This is a genomic window from Corallococcus sp. M7 (genome assembly GCF_054512695.1).
In genome coordinates, this window is the sequence record NZ_CM137252.1 from 4,950,783 (window position 1) to 4,969,116 (window position 18,334).

At 71.5% G+C, this 18,334-nt stretch carries 2 protein-coding genes (1 of these 2 running past the window's edge); both read left to right on the forward strand.

What is annotated here, in order from left to right:
* Nucleotides 1–7,093, forward strand: partial view of an amino acid adenylation domain-containing protein gene (locus ACX114_RS19905; RefSeq protein ID WP_459300014.1) — the 3' portion only. 12,998 nt of this gene lie to the left of the window's left edge; the window shows 7,093 of its 20,091 coding nt (coding positions 12,999–20,091); its start codon lies beyond the left edge, outside the window; its stop codon occupies nucleotides 7,091–7,093.
* Nucleotides 7,059–18,083: a non-ribosomal peptide synthetase gene (locus ACX114_RS19910; protein ID WP_459300016.1), complete on the forward strand. Its 11,025-nt coding sequence runs from the start codon at nucleotides 7,059–7,061 to the stop codon at nucleotides 18,081–18,083. The genes ACX114_RS19905 and ACX114_RS19910 overlap by 35 nt, the downstream gene beginning before the upstream one ends.
* Nucleotides 18,084–18,334: the final 251 nt, after the last annotated feature.

Genomic DNA, 18,334 nt, shown 5'->3' on the forward strand with positions numbered 1-18,334 from the left:
GGCGCCCGCCGCACCGGCGGTGGTGAACCTGGGCCCGCCGCCCATCCCGCGCGTGAGCCGGGATCAGCCGCTGCCGCTGTCCTTCGCGCAGCAGCGCCTCTGGTACCTCCAGCAACTGGATCCCACGAGCAGCGCGTACAACAACCCGGCCATCTTCCGGCTCACAGGCGAGCTGGACGAGGCCGCGCTCCAACGCGCGCTGGATGTGATGGTGACCCGCCACGAGGTGCTGCGCACCACCTACTCCCTGGAGGGGGACCACTCGGTGCAGGTCATCCACCCGCCCAGGGGCCTGCCGCTCCAGCACTGGGACGTGCCCGGTGACACACCGCAGGCGCGCGAAGCGGCGATGCGGCGCTTCTTCCAGCAGGCCGTGCGCCAGCCGTTCGACCTGGAGAAAGAGGTGGTCCGCGGGGCGCTGCTGCGCATGGGCGCGCGGGAGCACGTGCTGCTCGTCACCTTCCACCACGCGGTGTCCGACGCGTGGTGCACCATGGTGGTCGCCCGTGAGCTGACGGAGAACTACACCGCGTTCCGCGCGGGCCAGCCGTCGCCACTGCAGGAGCTGCCGGTGCAGTACGCGGACTACGCCGTGTGGCAGCGCGCCTGGTTGGACGGCGGCGTGATGGAGGCACAGCTCGCGTGGTGGAAGCAGCAGCTCACCGGAGCGCCCACGCTGGAGCTGCCCACGGACCATCCGCGTCCCGCCCTCCAGTCCTTCGCCGGCGCGCTGCACCGCTTCGCGTTCCCGGCCGACGTGTCCGCGCCGCTGCTTGCGCTGGGCCGCAAGCACGGCGCCACGTCGTTCATGGTGCTGATGGCGCTCTTCCAGACAATGCTGTCGCGCTACTCTGGCCAGGAGGACTTCGTGGTGGGCACGCCCATCGCGGGCCGCACCCGGCCGGAGGTGGAATGGCTGATGGGGTGTTTCATCAACACCCTGCCCTTCCGCTCGCGGCTGTCCGGCAGGCCGTCCTTCGTGGAGCTCCTGGGCCGCGTGCGCACCCAGTCCCTGGAGGCCTATGCGCACCAGGACGCCCCCTTCGAGCGCGTCCTGGAGACGCTCGAGCTTCCCCGCGACTTGAGCCGCACCCCCGTCTTCCAGGTCAGCCTCAACGTCGTCAACACCCCGGAGATGCGGGCCACGTTGCCGTCGCTGGAGTTGAGCCCGGTGGAGGTTCCCACCGACACGGCCAAGTTCGACCTGGCCCTGGAGGTTCGGGAGAGCCGCACGGAGCTCTCCTGCCACCTGGAGTACGCCACCGCCCTCTTCGACGAGGCCACCGTCGCGCGCATGGCGGAGCACCTGGTGGGGCTCGCGCGGGAGATCGTCGCGGCGCCGGAGGCCCCCGTCGCGACGCTGCCGCTGCTGACGCCGTCCGCGCGCGAACAGGTGCTGCGCGGTTGGAACGACACGCGCGTGGACTTCCCAAGCGGCGCCACCCTGCATCAGCTCTTCGAGTCCCAGGCGGAACGCACGCCGGACGCCATCGCGCTCCAGTTCGAGGAGCAGCGCCTCACGTACGCGCAGCTCGACGCCCGGGCCAATCAGCTCGCGCACCACCTGCGTTCGCTCGGTGCGGGCCCGGAGACGCTCGTGGGCGTCTGCATGGAACGCTCGCTGGAAATGGTCGTCGCCCTGCTGGGCGTCCTGAAGTCCGGCGCGGCCTACGTGCCGTTGGATCCGGCCACGCCCGCGGAGCGGCTCGCTGGGATGCTGGAGGACACCGCCGCGCCCGTGCTCCTCACCCAGGAGCGCTTCCGGGCCGCGTTGCCTTCGCACGCCATCGCGCTCGACGCCGGGTGGACCGCCATCGCGCGGGAGCCCACGGACCGCCCCGTGCCGCGGGCCGGTGAGGACTCGCTCGCCTACGTCATCTTCACCTCTGGCAGCACGGGCCGTCCCAAGGGCGCGATGAACGCGCACGCGGGCGTCGTCAACCGCCTGCGCTGGATGCAGGGGCGCTACGGCCTGACGCCGTCCGACACGGTGCTGCAGAAGACGCCGTTCAGCTTCGACGTGTCCGTGTGGGAGTTCTTCTGGCCCCTGATGACGGGCGCGCGGCTGGTGCTCGTGCGGCCCGGCGGACATCAAGAGCCGGACCACCTCGTCGCCCTGATGGCGCGCGAGAACGTGACGACGGTGCACTTCGTGCCGTCCATGCTCCGGGCCTTCGTGGAGGAGCCCGGCCTGGAGTCCCTGACGCGCCTGCGCCAGCTGATGTGCAGCGGCGAAGCCCTGTCCGCGGACCTGGTGCTCCGTGCCCAGGCCCGCCTGCCGCACACCACGCTGCACAACCTCTACGGCCCCACCGAGGCCGCCGTGGACGTGACGTCCTGGGAGTGCCCTCGCGACGAAGCCCCGCGAGTCATTCCCATCGGCCGCCCCGTGGCGAACACGCGCATGTACGTCCTCGATGCCCACGGGCAGCCGGTGCCCATGGGCATCCCGGGCGAGCTGTTCATCGGCGGTGTGCAGGTGGGCCGGGGCTACTGGCGCCGCCCTGGCCTCACGGCCGAGCGCTTCATCCCCGACGCCTTCAGCGACGCGCCCGGTGCCCGGCTGTACCGCACCGGAGACATCGCCCGGTGGCGCACCGACGGCACGCTGGAGTACCTGGGCCGCGCGGACTTCCAGGTGAAGCTGCGCGGCTTCCGCATCGAGCTGGGCGACATCGAGGCCGCGCTGCGCTCCCACCCGGACGTGCGGGAGACCGTGGCCATGGTCCGCGAGGATGCGCCCGGTGCGAGGCGCCTCGTGGCCTATGTCGTCTCCGGGGTGGAGCTGGATCCGGCTTCGCTGCGGGCCCTCCTGCTGCGGCGGCTGCCGGAGTACATGGTGCCCTCCGCCTTCATCGCGCTGCCCGCGCTGCCGCTGACCTCCAGCGGCAAGGTGGATCGCAAGGCGCTGCCCGCGCCGAAGGGACAGCGCGCCTCGCGCCGCGAGTTCATCGCGCCGCGTACGCGGCGGGAACAGGCGCTGGCGCAGGTGCTGGCGCAGGTGCTGCGCGTGGAGCGAGTGGGCCTGGACGACAACTTCTTCGAGCTGGGCGGCGACTCCATCATCAGCCTCCAGGTGGTGGCGAGGGCGCGGCAGGCCGGCGTGCGGTTGCAGGTGAAGGACCTCTTCCAGAACCCCACCCTGGGCGCGCTGGCGGCGGTCGCCCGCGACGGCGAGGCCCCCGTCGCGGAGCAGGGCCCGGTGGTGGGCGAGGCGCCCCTCACGCCCATCCAGGTGGACCTGTTCGAGCGCGAGCCGACGTACCCCCACCACTTCAACCACGCCCTGCTGCTCCAGGCCCGTCAGCCGCTGAAGGCCGGTCTGCTCGAGCAGGCGCTCCAGGCGCTGGTCACCCACCACGATGCCCTGCGCCTGCGCTACGTCCAGGCTGAAGGCGGCACGTGGCGCCAGCAGGGCCTGGCGCCCGGGGACGTGCCGCTGGTGCTCCTCCAGGTGGACCTGGCCATGCTGCCCCAGGAGGCCCGGCCCGCCGCGATGGAGAAGGAGGCCGCACGCCTCCAGGCGGACTTCGACCTGGCCACGGCGCCCCTGGTGCGCGTGGCGCTGTTCGACTTCGGCCCCAGGGAGCCGCAGCGCCTGCTGCTCGTCATCCACCACCTCGTGGTGGACGCGGTGTCGTGGCGCATCCTGGTGGAGGACCTGGAGGCGGCGTACCTCCAGCTCCAGTCCGGCCGTGCCCCGGCGCTGCCCGCGAAGACGACGTCATTCCTGTCCTGGGCGCAACGGCTGCGGAAGCATGCCCTGTCGGACGCACCGGGCGCGCAGGAGTCCTTCTGGCGGGAAGCGCTGCGCGGCGACGTGGCTCCGCTGCCCGTGGACGGCCCGGGGCCGTGCACGTACGCGTCGCGGCGCAGCGTCGCCGTGGAGCTGGACGCGGAGGAGACGCGGCAGTTGCTCCAGGAGACGCCCACCGGCTGGCGGGCGCGCATCGACGACGTGCTGCTGACCGCGCTCGCGCGGACGCTGGGCGAATGGACGGGGAAGCCTGACGTCCTCATCGACCTGGAAGGACACGGCCGCGAGGAGCTGTTCGCGGACGTGGACGTGTCGCGCACCGTGGGCTGGTTCACGTCCATTGCCCCTGCCCTGCTGCGGCTGCCCGCGGGCGGCTCGCTGGGAGACGGACTGCGCGCCGTGCGGGACTCGCTGAAGGCGTGGAGCGGGCGGGGCATCGGCTTCGGGCTGCTGCACCGTCTGGGGCCGCCGGAGACGCGGGCCCGGCTGGCCGCGCTGCCCCAGGCGCAGGTGGTGTTCAACTACCTGGGCCAGCTGGACGGCACGGCCGCCGCCAGCACCCTCTTCACGATGAGCCACGAGCCGGTGGGGTCCCTCGTGGCGCCCCAGGCCGTGCAGCCGTACGCGCTCACCGTGGACGGCTCGGTGTTCCAGGGCCGGCTGCGGATGACGTTCGGCTACAGCCACCAGCAGCACCACGAAGCGACGGTGCGCGCGCTGGCGGAGCGCTTCCTGCGCGTGCTGCGCGAGCTCATCGCCCAGCGGCACTCGGAGGATGCGCGCAAGCGGACGCCCGGCGACTTCCCGCTGGCCCGCCTGTCCCAGGCCACGCTGGACGCGGTGCTCGCGGCGCAGGGCCCCACGGTGGAGGACCTGTTCCCGCTGTCCCCGCTCCAGGAGGGCATGCTCTTCCACGCCCTGAATACGCCAGAGGCGGCCTACTACTTCGAGCAGGCCGCGTGGTCGAGCCACTCGGACGTGGACATCGCGCTGCTCCAGCGGACATGGCAGACGGCCGTGGACCGCAACCCCGTCCTGCGCACCGCGTTCGTGTGGGAGGGCCTGGAGTCGCCACTCCAGGTGGTGCACTCGCACGCCACGCTGCCGTTCATCGTGCATGACTGGCGCCACCTGCCGGAGGCGGAGCAGCCGGCCGCGCTGGCGAAGCTCACGACGGAGGACCGTGTCCGCGGCTTCGACGTGTCGCGCGCGCCGCTGTCACGGATGACGGTGGTGCGCCTGGGCGACGCGCGCTGGCGCTTCCTCTGGAGCCACCACCACCTGCTGATGGACGGCTGGAGCATGGGCCTGTTCTTCCAGGAGGTCTTCGCCCTCTACGACGCCGTGCACGCCGGGACGGCGCCGCCGCCCTCGGGCCGGCCCCCGTTCCGCGACTACATCGCGTGGCTGGACCGCCGCGACCCGGTGGAGGACGAGCGCTTCTGGCGCGGCCAGCTCGCGGGCCTGTCGGCGCCCACGCCCCTGCCCTCGGCGCGGCCCGCGTCCCTGGCGCGGCCCACCACCGCCTCGAAGCCGCCCGACGTGCGGGTGACGCTGCCGGAGGCGGTCACCACCGCGCTGGGCGTCTTCGCGCGGCGGCATCAACTCACGCTCAACACGCTGGCGCAGGCGGCCTGGGCGCTGGTGCTCGCACGCCATGCGGACACGCGCGACGTGCTCTTCGGCACCACGCTCGCGGGCCGGCCGCCGGAGCTGCCGGGCTCGGACGCCATGCTGGGCATGCTCATCACCACGCAGCCCGTGCGCGTCACGCTGCCCGGTGACGGCGATCCGGTGCTGCCGTGGCTCCAGGCACTCCAGGCGAAGCTGCTGGGCATCCAGCAGCACCAGTACACGCCGCTGGTCGCGGCGCACGGCTGGAGCGACATCCCTCGCGGGCAGCCGCTGTTCCAGTCGCTGCTCGTCTTCGAGAACTACCCGTTCGACGAATCGGTGCTGCGCCGCTTCACCACGATGGACCTGCGCGACCTGGAGCTGGGCGACAGCACGAACTACCCGCTGGCGGCCACCGTGGTGCCGCGCAGCGAGCTCCAGTTGCAGTTGGCCTACGACGCGGGCCGCTTCGACGTGGAGTCCGTGCGGCGGGTGCTGGGCCAGTGGCGGCAGGCGCTGGAGTCCCTGGTCCAGCCGGACGCCCGGCTCGAGGACGTGTCGCTGTTGTCCGCCGGGGACCGGGACTGGCTGCTGCGCACCGGCACGGGCAGCGCCATGGACTTCGAGCGCGACACCACGCTGCACGCGCGCTTCGAACGGCAGGCCGCCGCGACGCCGGACGCGGACGCCGTGGTGTCCGGCGGGACGACGCTGTCCTTCCGGGAGCTCGATGCGCGGGCGAACCAGCTTGCATGGCACCTGCGATCGCTGGGCGTGGGCCCCGAGGTGACGGTGGCGCTGTGCCTGGAGCGGTCGGCGGAGGCCGTCGTGGCGCTGCTGGCGGTGCTCAAGGCGGGAGGCGCCTTCGTGCCAGTGGACCCGGCGGCCCCCGCGGCTCGCAAGTCGTTCGTCCTCCAGGACAGTGGTGCGAGCGTGCTGGTGACGACGCGAGCCGCGCAAGACGCGTGGCACCCGGAGGTGACCCACCGGGTGCGGCTGGACGAAGCGCCTGTCGGACCCTCGGACAGGTTCTCGGAAACCCCGCCGCCGGCGGCGGGCCCGGCGAACCTTGCCTACGTCATCTACACGTCGGGCTCCACGGGCACGCCCAAGGGCGTGATGGTGCAGCACCGGTCGGTGCTCAACCTGCATCAGGCGCTGGGGCGGAGCCTGCACGCGGGGCTGTCACCGGGGCAGCGCGTCTCCGTCAACGCGCCGCTGCACTTCGACGCGTCCATCGCGCAGGTGATCCAGCTGCTGAGCGGCCACAGCCTGCACATCGTGCCGGACGTCGTGAGGCAGGACCCGGAAGCGATGGTGGCGTGGCTGGAGGACCAGCGCATCGACGTGCTGGACTGCACGCCGTCGCAGCTGCGCCTGATGCTGGCCGCGGGCCTGCTGGAGCGCGCCCACGTGCCCGGCGTCATCTCGGTGGGCGGCGAGGCGGTGGACGAGAGCTCGTGGAACCAGCTTCGTGCATCGAACCGCACGCGGGCGTTCAACGAATACGGCCCCACGGAGTGCACCGTGGACTCGGTGGACTGGCGCATCCAGGACGCCGCGCAGGAGACGCCTGTCATCGGTCGTCCGCTGGCCAACCTCAACGCCTACGTGCTGGACGCGCGCCAGCGGCTGGTGCCCCTCGGCACGCCAGGCGAGCTGTGCCTCGGCGGCGAAGGCGTCACGCGTGGCTACCTGGGCAGCGCTCGACCTGACGGCTGAGCGCTTCGTGCCGGATCCCTTCAGCACGGAGCCCGGTTCGCGGCTCTATCGCACGGGTGACAAGGCCCGCTGGCGCGAGGACGGCACGCTGGAATACCTGGGCCGGTTGGACTTCCAGGTGAAGCTGCGTGGCTACCGTATCGAGCTGGGGGAGATTGAAGCCGCGCTGCGCACGCACCCGGACATTCGCGACGCGGTGGTGCTGATGCGCGAGGACCGGCTCATCGCCTGGGTCGCGCCCCAGGTGGACACGGCGCCCCTGCGTCAGCACCTCCAGCGGACCTTGCCGGAGTACATGGTGCCCGCCGCGTTCGTGGCGCTGGACGCCCTGCCTCAAACCCCCAACGGCAAGGTGGACCGCAACGCCCTGCCCTCGCCAGAGGCCACTCCGGCTCCCGAGCGCGTCATCGAACCGCCTTCGACTCCCACGGAGGTGACGCTGGCCGCGCTGTGGAGCGAGGTGCTCCGCGTCCCGGCGGTGGGCCGCCATGATGGCTTCTTCGAGCTGGGCGGTCACTCGCTGCTGGCCACGCAGTTGGTGTCGCGGGTGCGCGCGCGCTTCGGCGTGGAGCTGCCCCTGCGCGCCCTGCTGGAAGGGCCCACGGTCGCGGCGCTGGCCGAGCGCATCGACTCGCTCCACCAGCCGCGGCGGCAGGAGGTGTCCGCCCTGCCTTCGCTGGTCCGGGTGGAGCGGCCGGAGGTGCTGCCGCTGTCGTTCGCGCAGCAGCGCATGTGGTTCGCCGAGCAGTTGGGCACCGCGAGCACCGCCTACAGCATCCCGCACCTGCTGGACCTGGACGGCTCGCTGGACGTCATCGTCCTGCTGGCCGCGTTCGACGAGCTGGTGCGCCGCCACGAAGCGCTGCGCACCACGTTCCAATCGAGCGAAGGCACGCCGTCGCAGGTCATCCACCCGCCGTTCCCCATGTCCCTGCGGCACGCGGACCTGTCCGCGCTTGCGACGCATGAGGCACGGGAGGCGGAGGTGTCGCGGCTGGCGCGGGAGGAGTCCTCCACCCCGTTCGACCTGGAACACGGCCCGTTGTTCCGGGGGCTCCTGATGAAGCTGGGGCCCACGAAGCACGTGCTGCTGCTCAACACGCACCACATCATCATGGATGGCTGGTCCACCGGTGTGCTGGTGCGGGAGATGGGCGCGCTCTACGCGGCGTTCGCGGCGGAGCAGCCGTCGCCGCTGGCCCCGCTGACGGTGCAGTTCGTGGACCATGCGCTCTGGCAGCGCGCCTGGTTCCAGGGCGAGGTGCTGGAGTCGCAGGTGGCGTACTGGCGCGCGCAGCTGGACGGCGCCGCGCCCTACCTGGAGCTGCCCACGGACCACCCGCGTCCGGTCGGTCAGGGGGCCTATCGCGCCAGCTCGCGGTCCGTCGTGCTTTCGCGCGAGCTGAGCGAAGCGGTGGAGGCCTACGCGCGGCAGGTGTCCGCCACGCCGTTCATGGTGCTGCTCGCGGCCTTCCAGTTGTTGCTGCACCGGTACTCGGGACAGGAGGACGTGATCGTGGGGTCGCCCATCGCGGGCCGCCGCCACGCCGAGTCGGAGTCGCTGATCGGCTACTTCGCGAACACGCTCGTGCTGCGCACCCGGATGCGTGGGACGCTGCGCTTCCGCGAGCTGCTGGAGCAGGTGCGCGCCACCACGCTGGGCGCGTACGAGCATCAGGACCTCCCGTTCGAGAAGCTGGTGGAGGTGCTCCAGCCGGAGCGCGACCTGGGCCGCACGCCGCTCTTCCAGGTGACGTTCACGCTCCAGAACGCGCCCATGCCGGAGCTGGCGCTGCCAGGGCTGACGCTCAAGGCCCGCGAGGACCTGAAGGACTCCACCCTCTTCGACCTGCAATGCGTGCTGTCCCGGGGACCGGACGGCTTCGAAGGCGTGCTGGGCTTCAACCAGGACCTGTTCGATGCGGAAACGGTGGCCGGCATGGTGGAGCACCTGCGGGTGCTGCTGGAGTCCGCGCTCCGCTCGCCGGACGCAAGGCTGGCGGAGCTGCCCTGGCTCACCGGGGCGGAGCGTCAGCGGCTGCTCTCCGACTGGAGCGGCACCGCTCGGGATTACCCGCGTGACGCGTCCGTGGCGTCGCTCTTCACCGAGCAGGCCGCGCGCACGCCGGACGCCACGGCGCTGAAGGCCGGTGAGCGGCGGATGTCCTACGCGGCGCTGGACCGCGCATCGAACCAGCTCGCGCACCACCTGCGGCGCCAGGGCGTGCGGCCCGGCCACCGGGTGGGCCTGTGCGTGGAGCGTTCCTTCGAGAGCATCACCGCCCTGCTCGGCATCCTGAAGGCCGGCGCTGCCTACGTGCCGGTGGACCCTCAGGCCCCCGCGGAGCGCATCGCGTGGGTGCTGCGCGAGGCGGGCGTCAGCCTGCTCGTGACGGAGGAGGCGGTGGCCGACGAGCTGCCGGCCGTCACGGACCTCCTGGTCCTGTTGGACGCGGACGCCGCCGTCATCGCACGGCAGTCCGAAGCGGCGCTGGACGTGGCGGTGTCCTCGGAGGCACTGGCCTACGTGATGTTCACGTCGGGAAGCACCGGCCGGCCCAAGGGCGTGAGCGTCCCGCACCGGGGCATCACCCGCTTGGTGCGCGGCGCGGACTTCATCCACTTCGGCCCGGAGGAGGTCTTCCTCCACCTGGCACCCCTCGCGTTCGACGCGTCCACGCTGGAGGTCTGGGGCGCGCTGCTCAACGGCGCGACGCTGGTGGTCGCACCCGCGGGCGCGCTGTCGCTCGGGGACACGGGAGCGCTGCTGCGGCGCGAAGGCATCACCACGCTGTGGCTCACCGCCGCCCTCTTCGAGCAGATGGTGCTCCACCAGGGCGACGCACTGGCCCGGGTGAAGCAGGTGCTGGCGGGTGGCGACGTGCTGCCCGTGGAGCGTGTGCGCGAACACCTGAAGCGGCTGCCTCCAGGTGCCGTGCTGGTCAACGGCTACGGCCCCACGGAGAACACCACGTTCTCCGCCACGCACACGCTGCGCGCCGGGGACGCCGTGGGCCGTTCGGTGCCCATCGGCCGGCCGTTGGTGAACTCCACGGCGTGGGTGCTGGACGCGGCGCTCCAGCCCGTGCCGCCGGGAGTGCCGGGCACGCTGTACGTGGGCGGGGACGGTCTGGCCTGGGGCTACCTCCAGCGCCCGGACCTCACCGCCGAACGCTTCATCCCCCACCCCTTCGCCCCTGAACCCGGAGCGCGTCTCTACGACACGGGCGACCGCGTGCGCTGGCAGCGCGACGGGACGTTGGAGTTCCTGGGCCGCACCGACTTCCAGGTGAAGCTGCGCGGCTTCCGCATCGAGCCGGGCGAAATCGAAGCCGTGCTGCGCCAGTCGCCGGAGGTCCAGGAGGCGGTGGTCGTGGTGCGTGAGGACGTGCCCGGCGACAAGCGCCTCGTGGCCTACGTCGTGAGCAGCGAGGACCTGGAGACGGGAACGCTTCGGGCAGCCGTGCAGAAGCAGCTGCCGGAGTACATGGTGCCGACCGCCATCGTGGTGCTGCCGAAGCTGCCGCTGAGCGCCAACGGCAAGGTGGACCGCAAGGCCCTGCCCGCACCGAAGGCCCGAGTCGCGGACCCCGCATCCGCCACGCCCCGGAGCGCACTGGAGAAAGCGCTCGCGGACATCTGGGCGGAGGTGCTGCAACTGAAGACGGTGGACATCCACGGCGACTTCTTCGAGCTGGGTGGCCACTCGTTGCTGGCCACGCAGGTGGTGGCGCGCATCCGGTCGACGCTGGGCCTGGAGCTGCCGTTGGGCGAGCTGTTCCGCGCGCCCACGGTGGCGTCGTTGGCGGAGCGGCTGGTGGATGCCCGCCGCACCCAGGCGCCGCCGCTGGTCCCCGTGTCGCGCGCGTCGGCGCCGGCTCTGTCGTTCGCGCAGCAGCGACTGTGGTTCGTCGACCAGTTGGAGCCGGGCAGCCCGCTCTACAACATGCCGCTGGCCTTGAGCCTCACCGGCGACCTGGACGTGGATGCACTGCGAGGCAGCCTGAACGCGCTGATGGCGCGGCATGAATCCCTGCGGACTACCTTCCGCATGGAGGCGGGCAAACCGGTGCAGAACATCCACGCAGAGGGGCAAGTGCCCCTGGAGTTCGTGGACCTGACGGTCCTGGGCAGCCGCGCCGCGAGACAGGCCGAAGCCCAGCGGTTGGGCCACGCCGAAACGCTGCGTCCGTTCGATCTGACGCGCGGGCCGGTGATCCGCGCGCTGCTGATGAAGCTGGACGCCAGCGAGCACGTGCTCGTGCTGCACCTGCATCACATCGTGTCCGACGGCTGGTCACTGGGTGTGATCGTGCGGGAGCTCACGGCCCTCTACGAGGCCCGGCGTTCGGGCCGTTCCGCCGTCCTGCCGGAGCTGCCGGTGCAGTACGCGGACTACGCCGTCTGGCAGCGCGGCTGGCTCCAGGGCGGCGTGCTGCAAGCGCAGGTGGAGTGGTGGAAGAACCAGTTGTCTGGAGCCCCCTTCGTGCTGGACATGCCCACGGACCGGCCGAGGACGGTGGGGGCGGATCGGCGCGGTGGGCGGATTCGGGTGTCGCTGCCGCGCGCCCTGAGCGAGCGCATGGAGGCGCTGGCGCAGGCCGAAGGCACCACGCCCTTCATGGCGCTGCTCGCGGCGTTCCAGGCTGTGCTGTCTCGACTCTCCGGCCAGGATGACGTGCTGGTGGGCTCGCCCATCGCGAACCGCCGGCAGGCGGAGACGGAGGGCCTCATCGGCTTCTTCGTGAACATGCTGGTGCTGCGCGGACGCCTCGGCGCGAGGACGACGTTCCGCGAGCTGCTCGCGCAGGTGCGCGCCACCACGCTGGGCGCGTACGAGCACCAGGACATCCCGTTCGAGCACCTGGTGGAAGCGCTCCAGCCCGAGCGTGACCTGGGGCGCACGCCGCTGTTCCAGGCGATGTTCGCGCTCCAGAACGCCCCGCTGCCGGAGATGTCGGTGCCCGGCCTCACCGTGGCGCCGGCCCACCTGGAGGGCGACGTCCCCTCGCAGTTCGAGCTGGCCCTGAACCTGAGCCGCTCGGCGGAGGGCTACGAGGGCCACCTGGGCTTCGCGGCGGACCTGTTCGACACGGCCACCATCGAGCGGCTCTTCGCCCAGCTCCGGCGGCTGCTGGAGGCCGTGTGCGACGCGCCGGACCTGCCGCTGTCGGACGTGTCGCTCGTCTCGCCGGAGGAGCTGGTGCGGCTGGTGCGCATGGGCAGCGGCGAGATGGTGGACTTCGAACGCGACGCCACGCTGCACGGCCTCATCGAAAGGCAGGTGGCGCGCACCCCGGATGCGCCGGCTGTCGTGTTCGGAGAGACGGCGCTGACGTACCGGCAGCTCGACACGCGGGCCAATCAGCTTGCGTGGCGGCTGCGCTCTCTGGGCGTGGGCCCGGAGGTGAAGGTGGCGCTGTGCCTGGAGCGCTCGGTGGAGGCCATCGTGGCCCTCCTCGCGGTGCTCAAGGCCGGTGGCGCCTTCGTCCCGATGGATCCTTCCGCCCCGGCGGCGCGCAGGGACTTCGTATTGAAGGACAGCGGCGCGTCCGTGCTCGTCACGACGGAGGCCGCGTGCGGGGACTGGAGCCCCTACGGCGTCCACGAAGTGTGGCTGGACGTCGAACAGACCGGACTGGGCGCTCTCTCCCATGAGCCCCTGCCCGCCCTGACGGGCCCCGGCCACCTGGCGTACGTGCTGTACACGTCCGGCTCCACGGGCAAACCCAAGGGCGTCATGGTGCAACACCGCACCATCCTCAACATGCACCGCGCCTTCATCCGCGCCTTCTACGCGGGCCAGCCGCGTGGACAGCGCGTCAGCGTCAACGCGCCGCTGTACTTCGACGCGGTGATGGACCGCGTGGTGCAGCTCATCGACGGACACTGCCTCCACATCGTCCCGGACGCGCTGCGCGTGGACCCGGAGGCGATGCTGGCGTGGCTGGAGCAGCACCGCATCGACTCGTTCGACTGCACGCCCGCGCAGCTCAAGCCGCTGCTGGCGGCCGGAATGCTGGAGCGGGCCTGGGTGCCGCCCCTCGTGATGATGGGAGGCGACGCACTGGACGCGGAGTCGTGGCGCAAGCTGGCCGCGACGGACCGCACGCGCGTCTTCAATGGCTACGGCCCCACGGAGTGCACGGTCTGCACGGCGGGCGTCACCATCCAGGGCAGTTCCCGCACGGAGCCCTTCATCGGCCGGCCGGTGGCGAACCTGAACGCGTACGTCCTCGACGCGCGGCAGCGCCTGGTGCCCTTCGGCACGCCGGGCGAGCTGTGCTTCTCCGGCGAGAGCGTCACCCGCGGCTACCTGGGCCGGCCGGACCTGACGGCCGAGCGCTTCGTCCCGGATCCCTTCAGCGCGGAGCCTGGAGCCCGCCTCTACCGCACGGGCGACAAGGGCCGCTGGAGACCGGACGGCACGCTGGAGTTCATGGGCCGCCTGGACTTCCAGGTGAAGCTGCGCGGCTACCGCATCGAGCTGGGCGAAATCGAAGCCACGCTGCGCACGTACGCGGGCGTCAGTGACGCGGTGGCCCTGGTGCGCGAGGACGTGCCCGGCGACGCGCGGCTCGTGGCCTACGTGGTGACGGACGGCGACACGGAAGGACTGCGCGAGCACCTGCGCCGGCACCTGCCCGAGTACATGGTGCCGTCCGCGTTCGTCACCCTGCCCGCCCTGCCGTTGACGCCCAACGGCAAGCTGGACCGCAAGGCGCTGCCTTCGCCGGAGGCACAGCGGCGCGCCGCACGCTCGTACGAAGCACCAGCGACGCCCGCGGAGGTGGCCCTGGCCTCGCTGTGGGAGGAGCTGTTGAACGTGCCCGTGGTGGGCCGCAACGACCACTTCTTCGAGCTGGGCGGCCACTCCATCCTGGCCACGCAACTGGTGTCCCGCATCCGCGCCCGCTTCGGCGTGGACGTGGGCGTCCGGGCGCTGTTCGAGTCCCCCACCGTGGCGGGACTCGCCCAGCGGCTGCCGGATGCACCGGAGGCCAACGCCCTCCCGCCACTGCGGCCCGCCGCGACGCCCGGTCCGCATCCGGTCTCGTTCGCGCAGCAGCGGCTGTGGTTCATCGACCAACTCGAGCCGGGCAGCGCGCTCTACAACATGCCCACGGCGCTGTGGCTCACGGGCACGGTGGATGTGTCCGCGCTCCAGCAGGCCTTCGACGCGCTGGTAGAGCGTCATGAAGCGCTACGCACCACGTTCGAATCGCACGACGGTGAACCCCGTCAGTACGTGCACCCTGCCCCCACCGGAGTCCTGTCGGTGGTGGATCTGACAGGCCTTCCTGAGGACATGCGCGAGACGGAGGCGGTGCGGTTCGCGAGCGAGGACGCGCTGAAGCCCTTCGACCTCGCCATGGGTCCGCTGGTGCGGCTCACGCTGCTGAAGCTGGGCGAAGCGGAGCACGCGCTGCTCCTGTGCATGCACCACACCATTGGCGACGGCTGGTCCATGAGCATCCTGGTGCGTGAAGTCACCGCGCTCTACGAGGCCTTCCGTCAGGGGCAGCCCTCGCCGCTGGCTCCGTTGCCGGTGCAGTACCCGGACTTCGCCGTGTGGCAGCGCGGCTGGCTCCAGGGTGAGGTGCTGGACGCGCAGCTCGCCTGGTGGACGCAGCAGTTGGCCGGAGCCCCGCAGGCCCTGGCCCTGCCCACCGACAAGCCGCGTCCGCCGCAGCGTTCCGCGAGAGGCGCGACGTTCCCGGTGCGCCTGTCGCAGTCGTTGAGCGAAGCGGTGGAAGCACTGGCCCAGGCGGAGGGCGCCACGCCCTTCATGGTGCTGCTCTCGGCCTTCCAGACGCTGCTGCACCGCTACTCCGGGCAGGAGGACCTGCTCGTCGGAACGTCCATCGCGGGCCGGCGTCACGCGGAGACAGAGGGCCTCATCGGCTTCTTCGTCAACACGCTGGTGCTGCGCGCACGGTTCGACAGCCGCCCGTCGTTCCGTCAGCTCTTGGCTCAAGTGCGCGCCACCACGCTGGGCGCGTACGAGCACCAGGACATCCCCTTCGAGCGCCTGGTGGAAGCCGTGCAGCCCGCGCGCGACCTGTCGCGCACGCCGCTCATCCAGGCCCTCTTCGGGCTCCAGAACGTGCCGGACGCGGAGGTGCGCCTGCCGGAGCTGACGCTGCGTCCGGTGGAGGTGGACCTGCCCTCGACGAAGTTCGACCTGGACCTGACCATGGCCCGCAAGGAGCAGGGCTTCGAGGGAGCCCTCTCCTACGCCACGGACCTCTTCGAGCCCGCCACGGCCCGCCGGCTGTCCGAGCACTTCGTCCAACTGCTGGAAGCCGCCATCTCCCGGCCGGACGCGAAGGTGGACAGCCTGCCTCTGCTGACGGCGGAGGAGCGCCAGTGGGTCCTGGAGGAGTGGAGCGGCGAGACGGCTCCCTTCGAAGGCGACGTGCCCTTCCACGCGCGCTTCGAGCAGCAGGTGACGCGCACGCCCAAGGCACCCGCCGTGGTGATGGGCGAGGCCTCCGTGTCCTTCCACCAGCTCAACGTGCGAGCGAACCAGTTGGCGCATTACCTGCGCTCGCTGGGCGTGGGCCCGGATGTGCCGGTGGCCTTCTGCCTGGAGCGCTCGCCAGAGGCCATCGTCGCCATCCTGGGCATCCTCAAGGCAGGCGGCGCGTACGTGCCGCTCGACCCGGCGGCCCCTGAGGCGCGCAAGGCCTTCATCCTGGAGAACAGCGGCGCGGCCGTGCTGCTGATCACCCAGGCCCAGGTGGAGTCGTGGCAGCCGCCAGCGCGGCACGTGGTGCGGCTGGACGCGGACGCGCGGCGCATCGAGTCGTCCTCGCCAGGCAACCCGCGTTCGGGCGTGCGGCCGGAGCATCTGGCCTACGTCATCTACACGTCGGGCTCCACGGGCATGCCCAAGGGCGTGATGATCCAGCACCGCTCGCTGGCGCACCTGCGGCGCGCGATGAACGAAGCCTGCTTCGATCGGGCGTCGTCCCGGCCGCTGCGCGTCAGCGTCAACGCGCCGTACTTCTTCGACGCGTCGGTGCAGCAGTTGTCACTGCTGCTGGATGGCCACTGCCTCTTCCTCGTTCCGGAGGCCGTGCGGAGGGATCCGGAGGCGATGCTCGCATGGGTGGATCAGCACCGCATTGACGTGCTGGACACCACGCCGTCTCAGTACCAGCTGTTGCTGGGGGCGGGTCTGCTGGAGCGCGAACACGTTCCGGCCCTCTGCTCCATCGGCGGTGAGGCGATGGACGAGGTGACGTGGCGCACGCTCGCGGCGACGGAGCGGACCTGGGCCTTCAACGCCTACGGTCCGACCGAGTGCACCGTGAACGCCACCATCGCCCCCATCCAGGGCAGCACCATGCCCACGCCCGTCATCGGGCGCCCGCTGCTGAACCTGGGCGCGTACGTCCTGGATTCGAACCTGAACCCCGTGTCCGTGGGCGTCCCGGGTGAGCTGTACATCGGGGGCGAGGGCCTGGCGCGCGGCTACCGCAACCGCCCGGATCTCACCGCGGAGCGCTTCATCCCCCACCCATTCAGCACGGAGCCCGGGGCTCGGATGTACCGCACGGGCGACCGGGTCCGGTGGATGCAGGACGGCACGCTGGAGTACCTGGGCCGGTTGGACTTCCAGGTGAAGCTGCGCGGCTACCGCATCGAGCTGGGAGAGATTGAGGCCGCGCTGCGTGCGTCTCCGGGCGTCCGCGACGCGACGGTGGTGCTGCGTGAGGACGTCCCCGGGCTCCCGCGCCTGGTGGCGTATGTGACGCCGGAGGTGGACACCGCGACGCTGCGAGGACACCTGCAACGCTCGTTGCCGGAGTACATGGTGCCAGCGGCCTATGTCGCCCTGCCCGTCCTGCCGCTGACGCCCAACGGCAAGGTGGATCGCAAGGCGCTGCCCGTCCCCGTGGACGGCCCCGTGAGCCCCGAGACCCACGTGGGCCCCAGGAACGAAGCCGAGGCGCGGATCGCGGCGCTCTGGGCGGAGGCGCTGGGCGTGTCCACCGTGGACGTGCGCACCAGCTTCTTCGAACTGGGCGGGCACTCGCTGCTCGCGGTGCGGCTGATGGCGGCGGTGCACCGGGAGACGGGCCGCAAGCTCCCGCTGTCGGCGCTCTTCCAGGCCCCCAGCGTGGAGCGGTTCGCGCTCCTGCTGGGAGAGGCAGAGCCGAAGCCCTTCACGCCGCTGGTGCCCTTCACGACCGAAGGCACCGGCACGCCGTTCTTCTGCGTGCACCCGGTGGGCGGCAACGTGCTGGCCTACGCGGAGCTCGCGCGGAGACTGGGACCGGATCGGCCCTTCTACGGCATCCAGGCCCGGGGCCTCGACGGCACGGCTCAGCCGCTGGACACCGTGGAGGCCCTGGCCGCCAGCTACGTACGCGCGGTGCGAGGCGTCCAACCCCATGGCCCGTACCACCTGGGCGGTTGGTCCCTGGGCGGCGTCATCGCCTACGAGATGGCGTACCAGCTCCGTGAGGCAGGCGAAGCGGTGGAGTTGGTCGCGATGATCGATTCGTACGTCCCGGAGACGGTTCCGGACTCGGAGCCGGACCTGGACCGCACGCTGGCGGTGGGCATGTTCGCGCAGGACCTGATGGGCGTGTCGCTGGCGGACCTGGATGTGGACACGGCGGAGCTGGCGAAGCTGGAGCCTGAAGCGGCGCTCGGAAAGGTGCTGGAGTCCGCGGCCCGGTTCGGCGCGCTGCCGCCTGGAGTGGACGCCACGGCCCTCTTCCAGGTCTTCGAGGCGAACCTCGAAGCGGCCCGGCGCTACCACCCGCCCGCGATGGAGCAGCGCGTGCTGCGCATCCAGGCGGAGGAGCTCGCCGATGACGCGGGTACGGGTGACGGAGGCTGGACGGCGCTCGTGGGAGACCGGCTGGAGTCGCACCGCCTGCCGGGCACCCACTACACGCTGCTGCGCGAGCCGGGGGTCCAGTCCGTGGCGGAGCTGCTGACGAAGGCGCTCCGCGCCGCGAGCAAGGAGTAACGCGGAAATCCCCGCTCCCTCCGTCGAGGGGGCGGGGCCCACACGGGATGTATCAGTCGAGTCAATGTAGAAAGGTTTCATGGGGTGGTTGAAGGGGCTGCTCGGCCGCGCGTAAGTGCGTGTCGAGTCCCCGCTCCCCGAGTGGGCTGGCGTCGCGAACCCGCCGGGTTTCGTGACCAGGAGTGCCGAGGAATTGAGCACTCGGGCTGCTATTAAGTGTCGGCGGTTTTTCGACACATGGATGGCTCCCC